The following is a 16892-nucleotide window of genomic DNA, read 5'->3' on the forward strand; positions in this document are numbered from 1 at the left end:
GCATTGCCTGCGCTACCAGCCCCAGCCCAGCCCGTTCTTACTGCACGGAGAAGTGACTTGGTTGGCTAATTGGTAACAAAAAACAGTAGTCTGCCGCTGGGCGCTTCACGGCATCGACCAGGGTCACTACCGCATCCAGCGCTTGCCGATGTTTCTGTTCCCAGCAGTCAGTGCCTGGGTTGGCGCAGCACCATAAAGATCACAAAACCCGCCCCCAGCGCCGCCGTGACGATGCCAATCGGCAGCTCTTGCGGGGCCAGCAGGGTGCGGCACACCATGTCGCTGGCCAGCATCAGCACTGCGCCCAGTACGCCTGAAGTGACCAGCAGGCGGCCATGCAGCGCCCCGCACAGTGCCCGCGCCAGGTGCGGCACCATCAGCCCAACAAAGCCAATCACCCCGGTCAGCGCCACAAAGCAGGCGGTTGCCAGCGCCGACACGGTAAATATTTCAGCCCGCAGGCGGTACGGCGACAAGCCCAGGCTGTTGGCGGTTTCATCGCCCGCCAGCAAGCCGTCCAGCGCATGGCGGCGCGACACCGCAAAGGCTGCCAGCAGCCCAAAACCCAGCAGCGCCAGGCCCAGGTTGTCCCAGCGTGCCAGCCCCAGCCCACCCAGTGTCCAAAACAGCACCGAATGCACCGCGCGCTGGTCACCCGCAAACACCAGGTAGTGCGTGATGGCGCCGAACAAAAACGATGCCGCTAGCCCGGCCAGCACCAGTTTTTCGGGCCCGCTGCTCTGGCTTTTGTGCACCAGGGCCAGCACCACCGCAGCAGCCAGCAGCCCGCCCGCCAAGGCGGCCAGCGGCAGGGTCCACAGGCCCAGCACGTCGCCGGTGGTGGTGATGACCGCTACAGCCCCGGCGCTGGCACCGGACGACAGGCCAAACAAAAACGGGTCGGCCAGGTCGTTGCGGGTTGCAGTTTGCAGCATCGCCCCTACCATGGCCAGGCCCGCGCCCACCAGCATGGCCAGCAGCACGCGCGGCAGCCGCAAATCCACCACGATGCTGCGCAAAGTAGGCGCTATCGCAGGCAGCCCCAGCCGCGGGGCCAGGGGCCCGGCTACGGCCGACACCACGCTGCGCATGGGCAGCGGCGTGCTGCCTTTGGCCACCGAAGCCAGCGCCAAAGCCAGCACCAGCAGCACCCCGCCGAGCAGCAGGCCCAGGTACGCGCGCTGCGTCATCATGGCGGCAGGGTGTGCAGGGCCGCAGCGATTTTCTCAATCGCCTCGATATTGGCCGGGCCGGGGGTCAGCTCGGCATAGCGCAGGGCGACAAAGCGGCCTTGCTTGACGACATCGGTTTCTTTCATGGCCGGGTGGGCTTGCAGAAAACGCATCAGCTTGGTGGTGCCGTTGCCGTCCTGGTAGTCCAGCAGAATCAAAAACTGCGGGTTGCGGGCGGCCACGGTTTCCCAGTCGGTGGTGCCCCAGCTGGTTTCCATGTCGGCCATGGTGTTGTGCCCCCCGGCGGCTTCAATCATGGCGGTGGGGATGGCGTATTTACCGGCGGTAAACGGCTTGTCTTCGCCCGAGTCGTATAAAAACACCCGGGTGTCTTTGGGCGTACCGGCGGTGTTGAGCTTGGCCAGGCGGGCCTTCCACTGCGCCACCAGGGCGTTGGCTTCTCGGGTCTTGCCAAAAATGGCGCCCAGCTTGCGGAAGTCGCCGTACAGCAGCTCCATGGACGCAGCGGGACGCGTCTTGTGCAGGTGGATGCAGCTTTCGGACAACACCAGGGTCTGGATGTGGTACGGCGCCAGGGTGGCTGGAGTGACTTCACCGCCGGGTTTCATGCCGTAGTTCCAGCCGGCAAAAAAGAAGTCGGGATTGGCGGCCAGCAGGTTCTCCAGCGTGGGGTATTTGGGGGCCAGCTCCGGGATGTTGCCCAGTGCAGCTTTGAACGCAGGTGTGGTTTTGTACCAGCCGGTGATGCCGGTCACACCGACCATGCGGTCTTGCAGCTGCAAGGCCAGCGCCATCTCGGTCATGTTCAAGTCGTGGATGACGGCGCGTTTGGGGGGCGCGGCAATGGTCAGCGGCTCGCTGCAGTTATCGACCGTGACCGGAAAGCTTTGGGCCGCGCAGACCGCGCCCAGCAAAGACAAACCCAGGGTTGCCCATAATTTTTTCATGTTGCAGTAGTGGTGTGAGTGGTGTAAGTGGTGAAGAAACTTTTTCTGGGTGCTTTTGCGGGCACCGGGCTGGTGTCCATCACCAGCATCGGCTCGGCGGTGGTGGGGTGCGGCAGGTAAAACGCATGCATGGCAAATACCTGGTGTACCACTCGGGGTGTGAGCGCCTGGGCGGGCGTGCCAAAGGCCTGCAGTGCCCCGGTTTGCAGTACCGCCACGCGGTGCGCCCACTGCGGCACTAAAGCCAGGTCGTGCAGCACGGCCACCACGGTAATGCCCAGGCTGGCGATGCCTTGCAGCAGGTCCAGCGTGGCACGCGGGTCGAGGTGGTTGGTGGGCTCGTCCAGCAGCAGCAGGCGGGGCTGCTGGGCCAGGGCGCGGGCCAGGTGGGCACGCTGGCGTTCGCCGCCCGACAGGCTGCCCAGGCTGCGGCCGCGCAAATGCGGCAGATTGCAGCGCTCCAGCGCCTCGGCTACCACCGCCTCCAGATGCGCGGGGCTGGCCGACCGGCGGTGCGGCAGGCAGCCCAGGCGCACGTAGTCCAGCACCTTCAGCCGCATATCGGCTTGGTCGGACTGGCCTAGCAAGGCGACCAGCCGGGCGCGCTCCAGGGGCGTGTACTGCGCCAGGGGTTTGCCGTCGTAACAGACCTGCCCGGTAGTGGGCGACAAGCTGCCCGCCAGCATGCGCAGCAAGGTGGATTTGCCCGCCCCGTTGGGGCCGACGATGGCCAGGTGCTGGCCCGCATCCAGCTGCCATGACATGGGCTGCAGCAGCGTTTGGCCCTGGGGGGTGCGGTAACCCACGGCCTGCACGGCCAGTGCGACAGGCGCACTCATGCAGGCCGGGCTTTGGCCGTGCTGTTAGCTGCGCGCAAAAAGCCAGACAAAACGGAAATGGGGAGACAGTTATCCACGGTAAAAGGTGTATTAATGCAATCTGGTTGCAATAGTAACGTTTAAATTGACACTATTTCAACATGCTGCACCTATTGTGTGCGCTGCGTGGCGCCCGGCCGCCTTCCGAGAGCAATCTGCCAAACTTTAGTGTAAAAAGTGCTTATTGCGCATGTTCTAAATGCGCCTATAGCTATGTATTTAATAGCATGTAGGCCCTGCACGCGACCGATGCCGCGTATGCTCTACCGCATGCTGCGCCTGACCCAAGCCCCCAACCTCGCCATCGCCACGCTGTGGGTCGATGCGCTGCAGTTTGAAGGCATTGCCGCCAGCGTGCAGCGCCAGTACCTGGCCGGTATCGCCGGAGATTTGCCGCCCGACCAGTGCCTGCCCGAAGTCTGGATACGCCACCCCCACCAGGAAGTCCGCGCCCGTACCCTCTTGCACCACCTGCAAAACCTGCCCCAGTACCGCTGGGTGTGCGCCTGCGGGGAGCTGGTGGAGGGTGGGTTTGAACAGTGCTGGCACTGTGCGGCCTGGATGCCTGCTTGAACCCATGAACACCCCCCAACACAGCCCCGCCGCCGAACGCAACCTGCCGCCTATCCTCAGTGTCTTGCAGCGTGTTTTGCCCGCCCATGGCACAGCGTTGGAAATCGCCAGCGGCACCGGCCAGCACGTCGCCGGTTTTGCCCAGGGCCTGCCCGGCTGGACCTGGCAGCCCAGCGATGCGCAGGACGATGGCTTCGGGTCGATTGCCTCCTGGTGTGCGCAAGCTGCGGTGGCCAATGTGCTGCCGCCCCAGCAGCTGGATGTACTGGCTCCGTGGCCCCCAGTGGGCAAATTCGATGCCATCTACTGCGCCAACATGCTGCATATCTCTCCCTGGACGACCTGCGCGGCGTTGATGCAAGGTGCCGCCGAGCATCTGGCACCGCAAGGTGTGCTCATCACCTACGGCCCCTACTTGGAGCGCGGTGTGCCTACGTCACCGGGCAACCTCGATTTCGATGTCGACCTGCGCCAGCGCGACCCCACCTGGGGCATCCGCCAGCTAGATGACGTGGTGCAGCAGGCGGCGCTGGTGGGCTTGGCGTTGCGGGAGCGGGTGGCGATGCCCACCAACAACCTGCTGTTGGTGTTCAGTTTTTCTGCAAACCCGCCACCAGCGCCGTGATGTTGTGGCGTGCCATCTGCAAATAGCTGGCACCGGGCTGGTCGGGGGCTGACAGCGCGTCGGCGTACAAGGTGTCACCGGGCACCACGTTGGCCTCTTTGGACAACTGCGCCAGCAGCTTGGGGTTGGCCATGTTCTCCAGGAACACCGCCTTGATCTTCTCGCGCTGGATCTGGCGGATCAGGCCGGCCACCTGCTTGGCGCTGGCTTCACCGTCGGTAGACACGCCTTGCGGGGCCAGAAACTTCAGCTGGTAGTGGGCGGCAAAGTAGCCAAACGCGTCGTGCGAGGTGATCACCTTGCGCTTGTCGGCGGGCACGGCGGCAAACTGGGTTACGGCCCAGGCATCCAGTGCTTGCAGCTCGGCCACATAGGCACTGGTGTTGGCCTGGTAAGTGGCGGCTCCGGCGGGGTCGAGCTGTTCCAGTGCCTTGCGGATATTGTTGACGTAGAACACCACGTTGGCGGGGTTTTGCCAGGCATGGGGGTCGGTGATGACACGGCCATCGTCTTCCATCTTGCGTGGCTGCACGCCGGTGGAGGCAATCACGCTGGCACCCTTGTAGCCAGCGGATTTCACCAGCTTGCCCATCCAGGGCTCAAAGCCCAGCCCGTTAACTACCACCAGCTTGGACTGCAGGATGGCTTTGGCATCTGCCGGTTTGGGCTCGAACACATGGGCATCTTCGTTGGGGCCAACCAGGGCCGTCACGGCCACCCGGTCGCCGCCCACCACCTGCACCAAGTCGCCCAGGATGCTGAAACTGGTGGTGACCGGGATGGGCATGGGGGTCTGGGCCGAAGCCCCGAACGACGCGGCCACTGCCAGCGTTGCTAATACGAGGGATAGGCGTTTGAACAACATGGAAATACTCCTTTAAGAAAATCGGGTTTTGCGCACACTGGGCAGCCAGCCCCGTGGCGCACACAGCAGCGATAGGGCGTACAGACTCCCGGCGCAAACGATCACGGTGGGGCCGCTGGCGGTGTCCAGGTGGTAGGACAACAGCAGGCCGACATAGCTGGCCACCGCTGCCTGCGCCACGGCATTGAGCATCTGCGCGGGCAGGGTGTCGTGCCACAGGCGCGCCGACACGGCGGGCAGCATCATGATGCCGACGGCCATCAGCGTGCCCAGGGTCTGAAAGCCCGCCACCAGGTTCAACACCACCAGCAGCAAAAAGCCCTGCTGCACCACCGCGGCTTTGCGGCCACTGGCGCTTTGCAGGTAAGCCGGGTCAAAACTCTCCAGCAAAAATGCCCGGTAAAACAGCGCCAGAGCGCCCACGGTGAGCGTGGCCACACCGGCCACCAGCGTCAGCCCACTGGCATCCACGCCCAACGCGCTGCCAAATAAAATGTGCAGCAGATCCAGCTGCGAGCCGCGGCGCGACACCAGCATCACCCCCAGTGCCAGCGACACCAGGTACAGCGCCGCCAGGCTCGCGTCCTCGCGCAGCACCGTGGCGCGGCTCACCAGGCCCGACACCGCCGCCACCAGCATGCCCGCCAGCAGCCCGCCCAGCGTCATGGCAATGGCCGACAGGCCGAAAAACAGGAAGCCCAGCGCCACACCGGGCAGGATGGCGTGGCTGAGTGCCTCGCCGAACAGGCTCATGCGGCGCAGTGTGAGCAACACCCCCAGCGGGGCTGCGCCCAGGGCCAGCGCCAGGGCAGAGACCAGGGCGCGGCGCATGAACAGAAAGTCGGCGAAGGGGCCGATCGCCAAGTCGTACAGGTCGTGAAAGTGCATGTATTCCATTCAACATTGGCTAACGGCTGCTTCAACTAGAGCGTCGCACCGGCAGAGGACCCGTGGAACTGGCTTTGCCAGGCCACTGGGTTCGCCCCCTGCAATGGGGTTGGCGTAGCGCAGCGCAGCCTGGGGGTGAGCGTCAGTGCGCATGGTCGTCCCAACTTTCGCCCAGCAACCGGGCTTGTCCCAAGTGTTGCGGAGTCAAGACCTCGGCCGTGTCGCCCCAGGCCACCACCCCGCGCGCCAGCAGCAGGGTCTGTGGAAAGTGCTGGTGCACCTGGCTATGGTCGTGCAGCACGGCAATCACCGTGCGCTGGCGGGCATGCCAGTCGGCCACCAGGGCCAGCAACTCGGCGGTGGTTTTGCTGTCGATGGCGTTGAAGGGCTCGTCCAGCAGGATCAAATCTGCGTCTTGCAGCAGCAGCCGCGCAAACAGCACCCGCTGGAACTGCCCGGCCGACAAGGCGCTGATGGGCCTCTCGGCAAACCCGCACAGGCCCACGGTGTGCAAGGCGGCATCTGCTGCGTCCAGCACGGCACTGTCCAGGCCACCCAGTGCGCCCGCCGCCTGCCAGGCCCCCAGCAGCACGCAGTCATGCACGGTGATGGGAAAGCTGCGGTCAATGGCCGACTGCTGCGGCAAATAGGCGATGCGCGAGCGCGGGGTGTGCACCTGCAGGCTGCCCTGGGCGATGGGCAGCAGCGACAAAATGCTTTTCAGCAGTGTGCTTTTGCCCGCGCCGTTGGGTCCCACCACCGCCGTTAGCGAGCCGGGTGCAAAGCTGCCGCTGACCCCGTGCAGGGTAGGGCGGTCGCGGTAGGTGACGGTCAAGCCGTCCAGCGTCACCATGGCCCGGATGCCCAGGCCACGGCCAGCCATAGCAGCAGCAGGGCAGGGACGACGCGCAGCAATCGGGACCCTGCGGACAAGGCGAGGAATCTAGGATGGGGGTGGGGACGGGAACGGACAGTCATAAGGCCTGGGTAAAGTCGGTATCAGTTGCAAAATTGGCGCGATAATGCAACCCAATTGCATCAAAGTATATCGCAACAGTGTTGCGTTAAATGGCTGCGAGAACCTTATGGCTGCATCTTTACCTTCCTCTTCATCGGCAACCTCTTCCGACGACCTGCTGGTCGCCCACGGTCTGCGCCGCACCAATGCCGCCCGCTTGGTGGTGGACTGGCTGCGCGCCCATGCCGACACCCGCTGGACCCACGCCCAGCTGCAAGAAGCCCTGGCCCGTGAATCCAACATCACCCTGGACCGCGTCACGCTCTACCGCCTGCTGGACCGCCTGTCTGAAGTCGGCCTGCTGCGCTGCAAGGTGGATGCGGAGCGTGTGCGCCACTACCAGGCCATCATCGAAGACGTATCTGCCGCACCGCATTTCGAGTGCAACAACTGCCACCGTGACCTGCCTTTGGCGGGCCAGATGGACAAAACCAACGCCGAGCTGGCGCAAGCCGCCATTGCCGCCATCCAGGCCCTGAAAACCCTGGGCCAGCAACACGTCAGCGTGGACTTGGCCCTGCGCGGCATCTGCGGCGATTGCGCTCCGGCTAAGGGATTTCAGCGTTGATCCGCACCACGCAACTCGCTTACCGCTACCCGGGCGCCGCGCCGCTGGGCTTCCCCGATACCGACATTCCCCAAGGCGGCGTGCTGCTGCTGCGCGGCCCGTCGGGCGCGGGTAAATCCACCTGGCTGGCGCTGGCAGCGGGTTTGCTCCGGCCCGCCAGCGGGCAGATTACGGTGGCGGGCCAAGACCTGTCTGCTATCCAAAAAATAGCTACCGATGCATGGCGTGCCAGTGCCATCGGATTTTTGCCCCAAAAACTCCATCTGAGCGAGGCGCTTACCGTGGCCGGTAACCTGGCCATGGCGCAGTGGGCCGCGGGCGTGCCCGACGATCCGCTGGCGGTGCGCCGCACATTGGAAGCTCTGGGTCTGGCAGACCTCGCCGGGCGCAAGCCGCGCCAACTCTCTGGCGGCCAGGCCCAGCGCGTGGCCCTGGCCCGGGCCGTACTGCTGCAGCCCCAAGTGATCCTGGCCGACGAACCCACGGCCAGCCTGGACGACGAGACGGCCCAATCCGCCCTGGCCCTGCTCCAAGCCAGTGCCCAGCGCTGCAACGCCACGCTGGTCATCGCCACCCACGATGCCCGGGTGGCAGCAGCCCTGCCCAATGCATTTACATGCCAAATCGGCATGCAGCGTATATAAATCATACGCATATAGCTATGAAAATAATAGCAATCGCTTTTCGCTACCTCTGGTCGCGTCCGCTGGCTGCAGCGCTGAATGTGTTGCTCCTGGCGTTGGGCCTGGCCAGCATCACCTTTGTGTGGATCACCAGCGAACAGATGGACCGGGCTTTTGAGCGTGACCTGGCCGGTATCGACGCGGTGGTGGGTGCCAAAGGCAGCCCCATGCAGCTGATTCTGGCGGGCGTTTTCCATATCGACGTGCCGCCGGGCAACATCCCCTTGGCCGCCGTGCAAGAGCTGCAAAAGGACCCGCGCGTGGCCCAGCTCATCCCCATCAGCCTGGGCGATACCTTTAGGGGCTTTCGCATCGTGGGCACCAGCCCGGCCTACGCTGCGCATTACGGTGCCACCTTGGCCCAAGGTGCGCTATGGACCCAAGCCATGCAGACCTTGGTGGGCGCGCAGGTGGCCAAAAAAACCGGCCTGGCCGTGGGCAACACCTTCTACGGCTCGCACGGCCTGGGCGGCACCGGCCATATCCACGGCGATTTTCCCTACACCGTCACCGGCGTGCTGGCCCCCTGCGGTTGCGTGCTCGACCGGCTGGTGCTCACCGCCACCGAATCGGTCTGGAAGGTGCACGAAAGAGCCACCGCGCTGGACGAAGAAGACCAAAAAATCCTGGAGCAGGAGCGCGAAATCACCCTGGCGTTGATCACCTACACAAGCCCGCTGGCCGCCGTCACTTTCCCGCGCTTCATCAACACCACGACCGAGATGCAGGCCGCCGCGCCCGCCGTCGAGATCACCCGCCTGCTGCGCATGGTGGGCGTGGGCACCGACGTGCTGCGCGGCTTTGGCGCGGTGCTGCTGCTCACGGCAGCCCTGAGCGTCTTCATCGCCCTGTGGAATGCCGTGCGCGAGCGCCGCGCCGACCTGGCCATGCTGCGCATGCTGGGCGCGCCGCCCCTCAAAGTAGCCGGGCTGGTGCTGGTGGAGGCCCTGCTGCTGGCCGCCATGGCCACCGCCCTGGGCCTGCTGGGCGGCCATCTGTTAGCGCAGTTGGTGGGCAGTTGGCTGCAAGCCGAACGCTCGCTGCCGCTGACCGGCTGGATCTGGCTGCCCTCTGAATGGTGGGTGCTGCTGCTGGGCGCGGCAGTCGCCACCCTGGCCGCCGCGCTGCCCGCCTGGGAGGCCTACCGCCTGGACGTAACCACCTTGCTCAACCACCGTTAACTGGAGTTTTTTTGATGACCAAAACCCTCGCCGCCTTGCTCCTCTCCAGCCTGTTCGCCGCCAGCGCCATCGCTGCCGAGAGCGCCCAGGATACCAAAGAAGATGTCGCCCGCCACCGCGCCATCGCCGCCGCCCACGAAGATGCCGCCAAATGCCGCGAAGCCGGTAAAGACGAAGAAATCTGCCTGAAAGCCCTGCAAGCCGCTTGCAAGGGCATTGCCATCGGCAAATACTGCGGGATGAAGCACGAGCACTGAAAACAGCTAGTCGCCTTACAATGGAGTAAGGAATAAGGAGATCCACATGACCACCGCCACCATTTCGTCCAAAGGCCAGATCACCATCCCGGCCAATGTGCGCCAAGCCATGCAGGTCGACACCGGTGACCGGGTGGAGTTTGTGGAACTGGAGCCGGGGCGTTATGAATTTGTGGCGGCAACCCGGTCCGTAACCCAATTGAAGGGCATGTTCGGCAAAGCCGTCAAAACTGTGTCGATTGAAGAGATGAACCAGGCTATTGCGGCCCGTGGAGCGTCTGCCCGGTGATTGGACTCGATACCAATGTGCTGGTGCGCTACATCATGCAGGACGACCCCAAACAGTCGGCCAAAGCCAGCGCACTGATCGACGCACTGGATGCTGCCGACACGGGCTTTATCACGCTGGTGTCCATCGTCGAGCTGGTCTGGGTTTTGTCGTTCAGCTACGACCTCAGCCGTGCCCAGGTGTCCACCGCCCTGGATGCGCTCGTGCGCACCAAACAACTTAAAATTGAAGCCGCCGACCAAGTGGTGCGCGCATTGCGGGTCTTCAAAACCGGGAAGGCTGATTTTGCCGATTGCCTGATTGAACGCTCCGCCGCCCAAGCGGGTTGCCTGCGCACCATGACCTTCGATGTGGGTGCCGCCAAACATGCCGGTATGACACTGGTGACTTGATTGAAAGCGATGACCATGCGATTGAAATTTTTGCTCCTCAGTCTGGCAGTTGCCACTGGCGCGGCCTGTGCCCAATCCAACCAGTCGCTGCCTATCGACCTGCCCGCAGGTTCCGGCCCCGGATTCCACAGCCCGAACAGCCCGTTCGCACCGCTTTCCGAGCGGGCCGACGTGGTGCCATGGTCGGTGCTGACGGCGGTCAAAACCAAGGCCATCAAGAACCGCATCCTGCCCAATTTCGGCCTGCCTCAACTCGCGCTGCACCAGAAAACCCAACGCATCCAGGGCTTCATGGTGCCGCTGGACGCGGGTGAAAAGCAGAAGCACTTTCTGCTTACCTCGGTACCCCTGACCTGCGCCTTCTGCCTGCCCGGTGGACCAGAAAGCATGGTCGAGGTAAAGACCAAAACCCCGGTCAAGTACAGCCTGGAGCCGGTTATTGTAGAAGGCACGTTTGCGGTGCTGAACGATGACCAGTACGGGCTGTATTACCGTATGGTGGATGCCGTGAGCGTGAAGTAAGCACCACCGCCAAGTACGGTGCCAGCCTGGTGAAGGCGTGCTGTAGCACCTTTCTCTTCAGCACCACGGTGAAAAGTGCGATCAGCGCGATGTGCACTTGCGCAAAGAACGAATCGGCCAGTATGTACCACGCAAATGCCGTTGTAGCTGGTCTACAGGGGCAGTGGCTGTTGGTGGCCACCCGCGTTGGTGGCCTCCATGGCTTCAGTGCACTTTGTAGTTGAATCTGAGAGCTTTTTAGGCCGCTAGCGCATATCGCACCTGCGCTAGCAGCTATCTATTGCATAGCAGCGAGCTCAGCAGGGTACGCCCTTGCGTTCCACCAACCAGGCCGGTGCGTCCTGCAAGGCCACAGGCCGCAGGAAACGGTCTACCGCCGCATACCCCACCGAAGTGGTGAAAGGTTCGGTGGAGGCGGGGAAGGGGCCACCGTGGTGCTGTGCGCCGGTGACGGCCACGCCGGTGGGCACGCCGGCAAACAGCACGCGGCCCGCGACCTGGGTGGCGGCGCGGACCAGGTTGCGGGTGGACGCGTCTTCCACCTCGGCACCCCACAGGGTGACGGTCAGCGTGCCGCCGATGGCGCGCAGCACGGCGATGGTTTCATCGACCGATGCCACACGCACCACCAGGGCGGCAGAGCCAAACACCTCTTCGTGCAGCGCATGGCTGGCGATGAAGTCGGCGGCCTGCACTTCGGCCAGGAAGGGGCGGGGTGTGACCTCTTCGGACACATCGGCGACCAGCGGCGTCAGGGCCGGGTCGGCGCGCCAGCGGGCCACACCCTTGTCGAAGGTGGAGCGGATGGCGGCCGACAGCATGGCGTGCGGCTGCAAGGCCTGCAGGGCTGCGGCGAAGGCGGTGATGAACGCATCAGAGGCGGCATCTTTTTGCACCAGAATGATGCCGGGGCTGGTGCAGAACTGGCCTGCACCGACGCAGATCGACCCGGCCAGCGTGGCGGCTAGCTCGGTGCCGTTTTTGGCAGCCGCGGCGGGCAGCACCACCAGCGGATTCACCGAGCCGAGTTCGCCGTAGAACGGGATGGGGCGGGGGCGGTCGCCAGCGATTTTGGCCAGCGCGGTGCCGCCCTTGAACGATCCGGTAAAGGCCACAGCGGCGATGGCCGGAGCCTGCACCAGTTGCACGCCCACTTCGATGGAGCCACCTTGCACAAAGCCGAACACACCCGCATCCAGGCCCAGTTCTGCGACAACGCGCTGGGCCAGGGCGGCCGTGACGCGCGACAGTTCAGGGTGCGCAGGGTGGCCTTTGACGACCACCGGGCAACCGGCGGCCAGCGCCGCAGCCGTGTCGCCGCCGAGTACCGAGAAGGCAAACGGGAAGTTGCTGGCCGAGAACATGGCCACCGGACCCACCGGCACGCGCACTTTGCTCAGGCGGGGGCGGCCCACGGGAGGCGCACCGGCCACAGCCGCATCGTCCATGGTGGCGTGCACTGTGCCGGCATCCAGTACGTCGGCAAAGCCGCGCAGCTGGAAGGTGGTGCGGTCGAGTTCGCCGTTCAGGCGCGGCAGGCCCAGACCGGTTTCACGGTCGGCCAGGGCCACCAGGGTGGCGCGCTCGGCCTCCAGGGCGGTGGACAGGGCGCGCAGCAGGGTGGCGCGCTGGGTGGCCGAGGTGGCGGCGAAGGCATCGGCGGCAGCGGCCGCAGCGGCGACCGCCTGGTCAATGTCGGCCTGGGTGGATTCGGACCATTGCGTACCGACGGCGGTGCCGGTACGGGCTTCGATAGATTGCAGCATGGGGTGTCTCAGGTTAGAAAAGGGATGCCGGGCCGACTTAGGCCGGAAGTAGCACTAAATCGTAACATCCCGGGGTTACGGATTGCTGTGTGCATGGAATGCTCTAATTGGGGCCAAAGTTAACCAAGGGAAGAGTGAAGAGTATGGCTACGCAAGGATTTACCACCACCATCGTCCACGGCGATAAGGCCTTTGGGGTCGAAAACGGTGCGGTGCACATGCCCGTGCACACCTCGGTGCAGTACGGGTTTGACAAGGTCGAAGATTTGATCGGCGTGTTCCAGGGCACGCTCAAGGGTGCCTACAACTACGCCCGCCAGGGCACGCCCACCACGGCTGCGTTAGAGGCCAAAATCACCAAAATGGAAGACGGCCTGGGCAGCATCTGCTTTGCCACCGGCATGGGCGCGATCTGCGGCATCTTCTTGACCCTGCTGCGCGCGGGCGACCACCTGGTGGCCAGCCGCTACGTGTTTGGCAACACCAACAGCATTTTTGGTACGCTGCGCGGCCTGGGCATCGAGGTGACCACGGTGGACGCCACCGATGCCGCCGCCGTGGCCGATGCGGTGCAGCCGAATACGCGCATGGTGTTTGTGGAAACCATCGCCAACCCCGGCACGCAGATCCCCGACTTGGTAGGCATTGACGCGGTGTGCAAGCTGCACGGCCTGGTCTATGTGGTGGACAACACCATCACCTCGCCGGTGCTGTTCCAACCCAAGAGCGTGGGTGCCAGCCTTGTGGTAAACGCGCTGACCAAGACCATCGCGGGCCACGGCAGCGCGATGGGCGGCGCAGTCACCGACACCGGCTTGTTCGACTGGAGCAGCTACCCGGCCATTTTTGCCAACTACCGCAAGGGCGACCCGCGCCAGTGGGGCCTGCAGCAGATCCGCAAAAAAGGCCTGCGCGACATGGGTGCGTCGCTGATGAGCGAGCACGCCCACCAGATCGCCCTGGGCGCCGAAACCCTGGCGCTGCGCGTGGGGCACAGCAGCGCCACTGCCATGGCTCTGGCGCAGTTTCTGCAAGCCCATCCGGCGGTCGTCAAGGTGCATTACCCGATGCTGGAGTCGCACCCCCAGCACGCGCGAGCAAAGGCGCATTTCAGCGCCGGGTCGTGGCTGCTGTCGTTTGAACTGGCCGATACCGATGCCTGCCTGGCCTTCATCAACCGCCTGCAAATCCCCATCAAGGCCACCGGCCTGGCGGACACCCGCACGCTGATCATCCCCGTGGCCCCCACCATCTTTTGGGAAGCCGGGGCCGAAGTGCGGGCGCAAATGGGCATTGCCGACGGCCTGATCCGCCTGTCGGTGGGCCTGGAAGATGCCGCTGACCTGCTGGCCGACTTCGCGCAGGCCCTGGCGGCCTGATGCCCGTGGCGGACACGACGGGCCCCGGGCCACGCAAGGCGCTCCATGCGATTGCGGTGTTTGAAGCCTTGAAGGGCTTTGCCGCGCTGGCTGGTCTGGTGGGCGTGCTGGACCTGATGCACCACGATGTACGCCAGCTGGCCATTGAGCTGGTGGGGCGCTTTGGTCTGAATCCGGAGGGGCGCTACCCGTCCTTGCTGCTGCATTACGCCGACCTGCTGCCGGGTGCCGACATCCGCTCACTGGTGCTGCTCGGCTCCTGCTACGTGGTGTTGCGGCTGGTGGAGGCCTACGGCTTGTGGTTTGATAAAACCTGGGGCGAAATGCTGGCCGCGCTGTCGGGCGGCTTGTACATTCCGTTTGAATTGAAGCACCTGCTCCATCGCCCGTCGGCCATGGCCGCATTGGTGTTTGTCGGCAATCTGCTGCTGGTGGTGTACCTGGTGTTGCGGCTTTGGAACCAGCGTAAAGCTAAGAGCTGAAGCCAGCGCAAACGCAGGCACTTGCGCTGATTTTTTACAGCAGCGTCCATTTCTGGGTGCTGCGCGACGACTCCAGCACTTTCTCGATAAACCGCACGCCGCGTGCGCCGTCTTCCACGCGGGGGTAGTCGGCATCCATGGGGTTGGCCACACCACCGGCTAACCGGGCGCGGATGTCGGCGGCCACACCCAGGTAAATGTTGGCGAAGGCTTCGATGAAGCCCTCGGGGTGGCCGCTGGGCAGGCGTGAAGCTTTAGTGGCTGCTTCGCACAGGCCGGAGCCGCCGCGGGTCAAGGTGCGGGGGGTGTCGTTCAGCGGGATATGGACCAGCCGGTTCGGGTTCTCCTGGCTCCAGTCCAGCGTGCCGCTGCTGCCGAACACGCGCAGGCGCAGGTCGTTTTCATTACCGATGCAGATTTGCGATGCCAGCAAGGCTGCACGCACTCCGCCTTGCAGGCGCAGCAGCATTTGCGCATCGTCGTCCAGCGCGCGGCCCGCGCCGGTGGCGGCCAGGTCGGCGCAGATGGCTTCTACCTCCAGCCCAGTCACGGTGGTCATCAGATTTTCGGCATGCGAGCCGATGTCGCCCATGGCCCCGGCCAGGCCACTGAGGGCGGGGTCCATGCGCCAGGCGGCTTGTTTGTTGCCGGTGTCTTCCACGGCGGTGGCCAGCCAGCCCTGGTGGTATTCCACGATGACCTTGCGCACGGTGCCGATCACGCCGCTGCGCAACATCTCGCGCATCTGCCGTACCAGCGGGTAACCGGTGTAGTTGTGGGTGACACCGAACACCGTGCCCTGGCGCTTGACGGCATCTACCAGCGCCTGCGCCTGGGTGCTGGTGTGCACCAGGGGTTTGTCGCAGACGACATGGAAACCTGCTTCCACAAAGGCCTGGGCCACGGGGAAGTGCAGGTGGTTGGGGGTGACGATGCTGACGAAGTCAATGCGTTCGTGCGCCGGGCGCTGCAGCTCATCGGCCAATAAATCTTGCCAGCTGCCGTGGTTGCGGTCGTCGGCTAAAAACAGGTCGCGGCCCGAGGCGCGGGCTTTGTCGGGGTTGGCGGAGAGTGCGCCTGCGACCAGTTCGATCTGGCCGTCGAGTGCGGCGGCTTTGCGGTGCACTGCGCCAATAAAGGCATCGCGCCCGCCGCCAACCATGGCGTAGCGGAGTTTGCGGGTAGAAGTCATGTTCACTATGATTTTTATAGCTACTAGCGTAGGTTTTGTGTGCGCTATAGCCCTTTTTTGCTTAAATTTTACGAGCAGATTGCGGGCAACCCGCTTCCTGCCAGGGATACCGCGGAACCGGCTTTGCCGGGCCGCTGGTATCGCCCCCTGCAAGGGGGTGGGCGCTGCCACACAAAGTGGGCAAGCCTGGGGGTGCGCCCAATTTAAAACGGCGAATCAGGGAAGTAGAACTGGCTGGCGTTCTCTTTGGTGATCAGCACCGACGGGATGATGTAGGTGGCTGGCAGCTTTTCGCCCTTGAGCCGCGCTTCGGCCGTCAGCTTGATCGCGTCGTAAATGAACTTGGGCGAGTACGACACGTTGGCCTGGATGCGCGGGTCTTTGCCGTCCATCAGGGTTTTGATCATGCCCTTGGCACCCGCGCCACCGAAGACGATTTTGATGTCGGTGCGTTTGGCCTGGTCGATGGCCTTGAGCACGCCAACGGCCATGTCGTCGTCGGCGGCCCACACCGCGTCGATCTGTTTGAAGCGCGTCAGGTAGTCTTGCATCACCTTGAAGGCATCGTCGCGGTTCCAGTTGGCGTACTTGGCATCGAGCAGCTTGATGTCGGGGCTGGCCTTGATGGCGGCGTTGAAGGCATCCATGCGCTCGTTGTCCAGGGTGGTGGCAATGCCGCGCATGACGACGATGTTGCCCTTGCCGCCCATGGCCTTGACCAGGTAGTCGCCGGGGATCTTGCCAAAGGCGGTGTTGTCGCCCGAGATGTAGGCATCTTGCGCGCTGGTGTCGGTCAGGCCACGGTCCACCACGGTGACGTACACGCCCTTGCTTTTCACCTGCGCCACCGGCTTGGTTAGCGATGCCGATTCAAACGGAAAGATGACCAGGGCATTGATCTTGTTCACCGTCTGCAAATCCTGCAACTGGTTGGCCTGCTCGGGCGCACCAGAGGCCGTCTTGACGATGACCTGCAGGCCGGGGTGGGCCTTTTCCAGGTCTTTCTTGGCCTGGTTGGCCCAGAACACGATGCCGCCGGTGAAGCCGTGGGTGGCGGCGGGGATGGCCACGCCCAGCACGACTTTTTCCTGCGCGAAGCTGGGCACGGTGGCCAGGGCGGCCAGGGCCACGGCGGTGAGGGCGAGTCTACGGGTCATTTTTTTCATGGTTTTGTCTCCTACAGGTGGATAAAAA

The 16892-nt window shown here is 64.1% G+C and carries 20 protein-coding genes; 11 read left to right on the top strand and 9 right to left on the bottom strand.

Going from position 1 to position 16892, the window contains the following annotated elements; translation table 11 throughout:
• Window positions 1–167: 167 nt before the first annotated feature.
• Genes AC097L_RS01625 through AC097L_RS01635 form a run of 3 tightly spaced genes read right to left on the bottom strand, consistent with a single transcriptional unit; the run spans window position 168 to window position 2979 of the window.
• Window positions 168–1193, bottom strand: coding sequence for a FecCD family ABC transporter permease (locus AC097L_RS01625; RefSeq protein ID WP_479584362.1), 1026 nt, complete (start codon window positions 1191–1193; stop codon window positions 168–170).
• Entirely contained in the window at window positions 1190–2140 is a 951-nt protein-coding gene (locus tag AC097L_RS01630) for an ABC transporter substrate-binding protein (RefSeq protein WP_479584363.1), read from the bottom strand. Before AC097L_RS01630 ends, AC097L_RS01625 begins: the two co-directional genes overlap by 4 nt.
• Window positions 2137–2979, bottom strand: a complete 843-nt coding sequence (locus AC097L_RS01635) for an ABC transporter ATP-binding protein (protein WP_479584364.1) — start codon at window positions 2977–2979, stop codon at window positions 2137–2139. Before AC097L_RS01635 ends, AC097L_RS01630 begins: the two co-directional genes overlap by 4 nt.
• A 309-nt stretch (window positions 2980–3288) precedes the next feature.
• On the opposite strand from AC097L_RS01635, the gene AC097L_RS01640 reads away from it, so the two are divergent.
• Both AC097L_RS01640 and AC097L_RS01645 read left to right on the top strand, forming a co-directional pair.
• Entirely contained in the window at window positions 3289–3591 is a 303-nt protein-coding gene (locus AC097L_RS01640; RefSeq protein ID WP_479584458.1) for a DUF2007 domain-containing protein, read from the top strand.
• A gap of 4 nt (window positions 3592–3595) precedes the next feature.
• On the top strand, window positions 3596–4216 hold the full coding sequence (locus AC097L_RS01645; protein WP_479584365.1) for a DUF938 domain-containing protein: 621 nt from the start codon (window positions 3596–3598) through the stop codon (window positions 4214–4216).
• Here AC097L_RS01645 and AC097L_RS01650 read toward each other — a convergent pair.
• From AC097L_RS01650 to AC097L_RS01660, 3 genes are all read right to left on the bottom strand, one after another.
• On the bottom strand, window positions 4182–5081 hold the full coding sequence (locus AC097L_RS01650) for a metal ABC transporter substrate-binding protein (protein ID WP_479584366.1): 900 nt from the start codon (window positions 5079–5081) through the stop codon (window positions 4182–4184). The two genes, AC097L_RS01645 and AC097L_RS01650, sit on opposite strands and share 35 nt — an antisense overlap.
• 12 nt (window positions 5082–5093) lie before the next feature.
• Window positions 5094–5969 (bottom strand): metal ABC transporter permease, encoded by an 876-nt coding sequence (locus tag AC097L_RS01655; protein ID WP_479584367.1) that lies wholly within the window; start codon window positions 5967–5969, stop codon window positions 5094–5096.
• Between the two features lie 142 nt (window positions 5970–6111).
• Complete coding sequence (locus tag AC097L_RS01660; RefSeq protein WP_479584368.1) at window positions 6112–6852, bottom strand: metal ABC transporter ATP-binding protein; 741 nt, start codon at window positions 6850–6852, stop codon at window positions 6112–6114.
• A 202-nt stretch (window positions 6853–7054) separates the two neighbouring features.
• Between AC097L_RS01660 and AC097L_RS01665 the strand changes: the two genes are divergently transcribed.
• From AC097L_RS01665 to AC097L_RS01695, 7 genes are read left to right on the top strand one after another with little or no spacing between them, the layout of a single operon-like run.
• On the top strand, window positions 7055–7555 hold the full coding sequence (locus tag AC097L_RS01665; RefSeq protein WP_479584369.1) for a Fur family transcriptional regulator: 501 nt from the start codon (window positions 7055–7057) through the stop codon (window positions 7553–7555).
• On the top strand, window positions 7552–8199 hold the full coding sequence (locus tag AC097L_RS01670) for an ABC transporter ATP-binding protein (RefSeq protein WP_479584370.1): 648 nt from the start codon (window positions 7552–7554) through the stop codon (window positions 8197–8199). The genes AC097L_RS01665 and AC097L_RS01670 overlap by 4 nt, the downstream gene beginning before the upstream one ends.
• A gap of 17 nt (window positions 8200–8216) precedes the next feature.
• Complete coding sequence (locus tag AC097L_RS01675; protein WP_479584371.1) at window positions 8217–9419, top strand: FtsX-like permease family protein; 1203 nt, start codon at window positions 8217–8219, stop codon at window positions 9417–9419.
• A gap of 14 nt (window positions 9420–9433) precedes the next feature.
• The gene (locus tag AC097L_RS01680) at window positions 9434–9676 is read left to right on the top strand and encodes a hypothetical protein (RefSeq protein WP_479584372.1); all 243 of its coding nucleotides are present in this window, start codon (window positions 9434–9436) and stop codon (window positions 9674–9676) included.
• Between the two features lie 46 nt (window positions 9677–9722).
• Window positions 9723–9965, top strand: a complete 243-nt coding sequence (locus AC097L_RS01685; protein WP_479584373.1) for an AbrB/MazE/SpoVT family DNA-binding domain-containing protein — start codon at window positions 9723–9725, stop codon at window positions 9963–9965.
• Window positions 9962–10357: a PIN domain-containing protein gene (locus AC097L_RS01690; RefSeq protein WP_479584374.1), complete on the top strand. Its 396-nt coding sequence runs from the start codon at window positions 9962–9964 to the stop codon at window positions 10355–10357. The genes AC097L_RS01685 and AC097L_RS01690 overlap by 4 nt, the downstream gene beginning before the upstream one ends.
• A gap of 9 nt (window positions 10358–10366) precedes the next feature.
• Window positions 10367–10879: a DUF3299 domain-containing protein gene (locus AC097L_RS01695; RefSeq protein ID WP_479584375.1), complete on the top strand. Its 513-nt coding sequence runs from the start codon at window positions 10367–10369 to the stop codon at window positions 10877–10879.
• 296 nt (window positions 10880–11175) lie between these two features.
• Here AC097L_RS01695 and AC097L_RS01700 read toward each other — a convergent pair whose 3' ends face one another.
• Complete coding sequence (locus AC097L_RS01700) at window positions 11176–12645, bottom strand: aldehyde dehydrogenase (NADP(+)) (RefSeq protein WP_479584376.1); 1470 nt, start codon at window positions 12643–12645, stop codon at window positions 11176–11178.
• Between the two features lie 143 nt (window positions 12646–12788).
• On the opposite strand from AC097L_RS01700, the gene AC097L_RS01705 reads away from it, so the two are divergent.
• Both AC097L_RS01705 and AC097L_RS01710 read left to right on the top strand, forming a co-directional pair.
• Window positions 12789–14024: a cystathionine gamma-synthase family protein gene (locus AC097L_RS01705; RefSeq protein ID WP_479584377.1), complete on the top strand. Its 1236-nt coding sequence runs from the start codon at window positions 12789–12791 to the stop codon at window positions 14022–14024.
• Window positions 14024–14506 (top strand): DUF2127 domain-containing protein, encoded by a 483-nt coding sequence (locus AC097L_RS01710; protein WP_479584378.1) that lies wholly within the window; start codon window positions 14024–14026, stop codon window positions 14504–14506. Before AC097L_RS01705 ends, AC097L_RS01710 begins: the two co-directional genes overlap by 1 nt.
• A gap of 34 nt (window positions 14507–14540) precedes the next feature.
• On the opposite strand, the gene AC097L_RS01715 is transcribed toward AC097L_RS01710, so the two are convergent.
• Together AC097L_RS01715 and AC097L_RS01720 are read right to left on the bottom strand one after the other, a co-directional pair.
• A complete protein-coding gene (locus AC097L_RS01715) occupies window positions 14541–15698 on the bottom strand; it encodes a Gfo/Idh/MocA family protein (protein WP_479584379.1) in 1158 nt (385 codons plus the stop codon).
• A gap of 203 nt (window positions 15699–15901) precedes the next feature.
• Entirely contained in the window at window positions 15902–16864 is a 963-nt protein-coding gene (locus tag AC097L_RS01720) for a substrate-binding domain-containing protein (protein WP_479584380.1), read from the bottom strand.
• Between the last annotated feature and the right edge of the window lie 28 nt (window positions 16865–16892).

The sequence above is a fragment of the Rhodoferax sp. RT5P35 genome, assembly GCF_056521385.1.

What these genes read in the sequence shown, in the direction of transcription:
- AC097L_RS01625 (WP_479584362.1), bottom strand. Translation starts at nt 1,193, where the DNA reads ATGATGACGCAGCGCGCGTACCTGGGCCTGCTGCTCGGCGGGGTGCTG.
- AC097L_RS01715 (WP_479584379.1), bottom strand. Translation starts at nt 15,698, where the DNA reads ATGACTTCTACCCGCAAACTCCGCTACGCCATGGTTGGCGGCGGGCGC.
- AC097L_RS01710 (WP_479584378.1), top strand. Translation starts at nt 14,024, where the DNA reads ATGCCCGTGGCGGACACGACGGGCCCCGGGCCACGCAAGGCGCTCCAT.
- AC097L_RS01630 (WP_479584363.1), bottom strand. Translation starts at nt 2,140, where the DNA reads ATGAAAAAATTATGGGCAACCCTGGGTTTGTCTTTGCTGGGCGCGGTC.
- AC097L_RS01675 (WP_479584371.1), top strand. Translation starts at nt 8,217, where the DNA reads ATGAAAATAATAGCAATCGCTTTTCGCTACCTCTGGTCGCGTCCGCTG.
- AC097L_RS01660 (WP_479584368.1), bottom strand. Translation starts at nt 6,852, where the DNA reads ATGGCTGGCCGTGGCCTGGGCATCCGGGCCATGGTGACGCTGGACGGC.
- AC097L_RS01650 (WP_479584366.1), bottom strand. Translation starts at nt 5,081, where the DNA reads ATGTTGTTCAAACGCCTATCCCTCGTATTAGCAACGCTGGCAGTGGCC.
- AC097L_RS01685 (WP_479584373.1), top strand. Translation starts at nt 9,723, where the DNA reads ATGACCACCGCCACCATTTCGTCCAAAGGCCAGATCACCATCCCGGCC.
- AC097L_RS01665 (WP_479584369.1), top strand. Translation starts at nt 7,055, where the DNA reads ATGGCTGCATCTTTACCTTCCTCTTCATCGGCAACCTCTTCCGACGAC.
- AC097L_RS01645 (WP_479584365.1), top strand. Translation starts at nt 3,596, where the DNA reads ATGAACACCCCCCAACACAGCCCCGCCGCCGAACGCAACCTGCCGCCT.
- AC097L_RS01655 (WP_479584367.1), bottom strand. Translation starts at nt 5,969, where the DNA reads ATGCACTTTCACGACCTGTACGACTTGGCGATCGGCCCCTTCGCCGAC.
- AC097L_RS01700 (WP_479584376.1), bottom strand. Translation starts at nt 12,645, where the DNA reads ATGCTGCAATCTATCGAAGCCCGTACCGGCACCGCCGTCGGTACGCAA.
- AC097L_RS01635 (WP_479584364.1), bottom strand. Translation starts at nt 2,979, where the DNA reads ATGAGTGCGCCTGTCGCACTGGCCGTGCAGGCCGTGGGTTACCGCACC.
- AC097L_RS01720 (WP_479584380.1), bottom strand. Translation starts at nt 16,864, where the DNA reads ATGAAAAAAATGACCCGTAGACTCGCCCTCACCGCCGTGGCCCTGGCC.
- AC097L_RS01705 (WP_479584377.1), top strand. Translation starts at nt 12,789, where the DNA reads ATGGCTACGCAAGGATTTACCACCACCATCGTCCACGGCGATAAGGCC.
- AC097L_RS01640 (WP_479584458.1), top strand. Translation starts at nt 3,289, where the DNA reads ATGCTGCGCCTGACCCAAGCCCCCAACCTCGCCATCGCCACGCTGTGG.
- AC097L_RS01695 (WP_479584375.1), top strand. Translation starts at nt 10,367, where the DNA reads ATGACCATGCGATTGAAATTTTTGCTCCTCAGTCTGGCAGTTGCCACT.
- AC097L_RS01680 (WP_479584372.1), top strand. Translation starts at nt 9,434, where the DNA reads ATGACCAAAACCCTCGCCGCCTTGCTCCTCTCCAGCCTGTTCGCCGCC.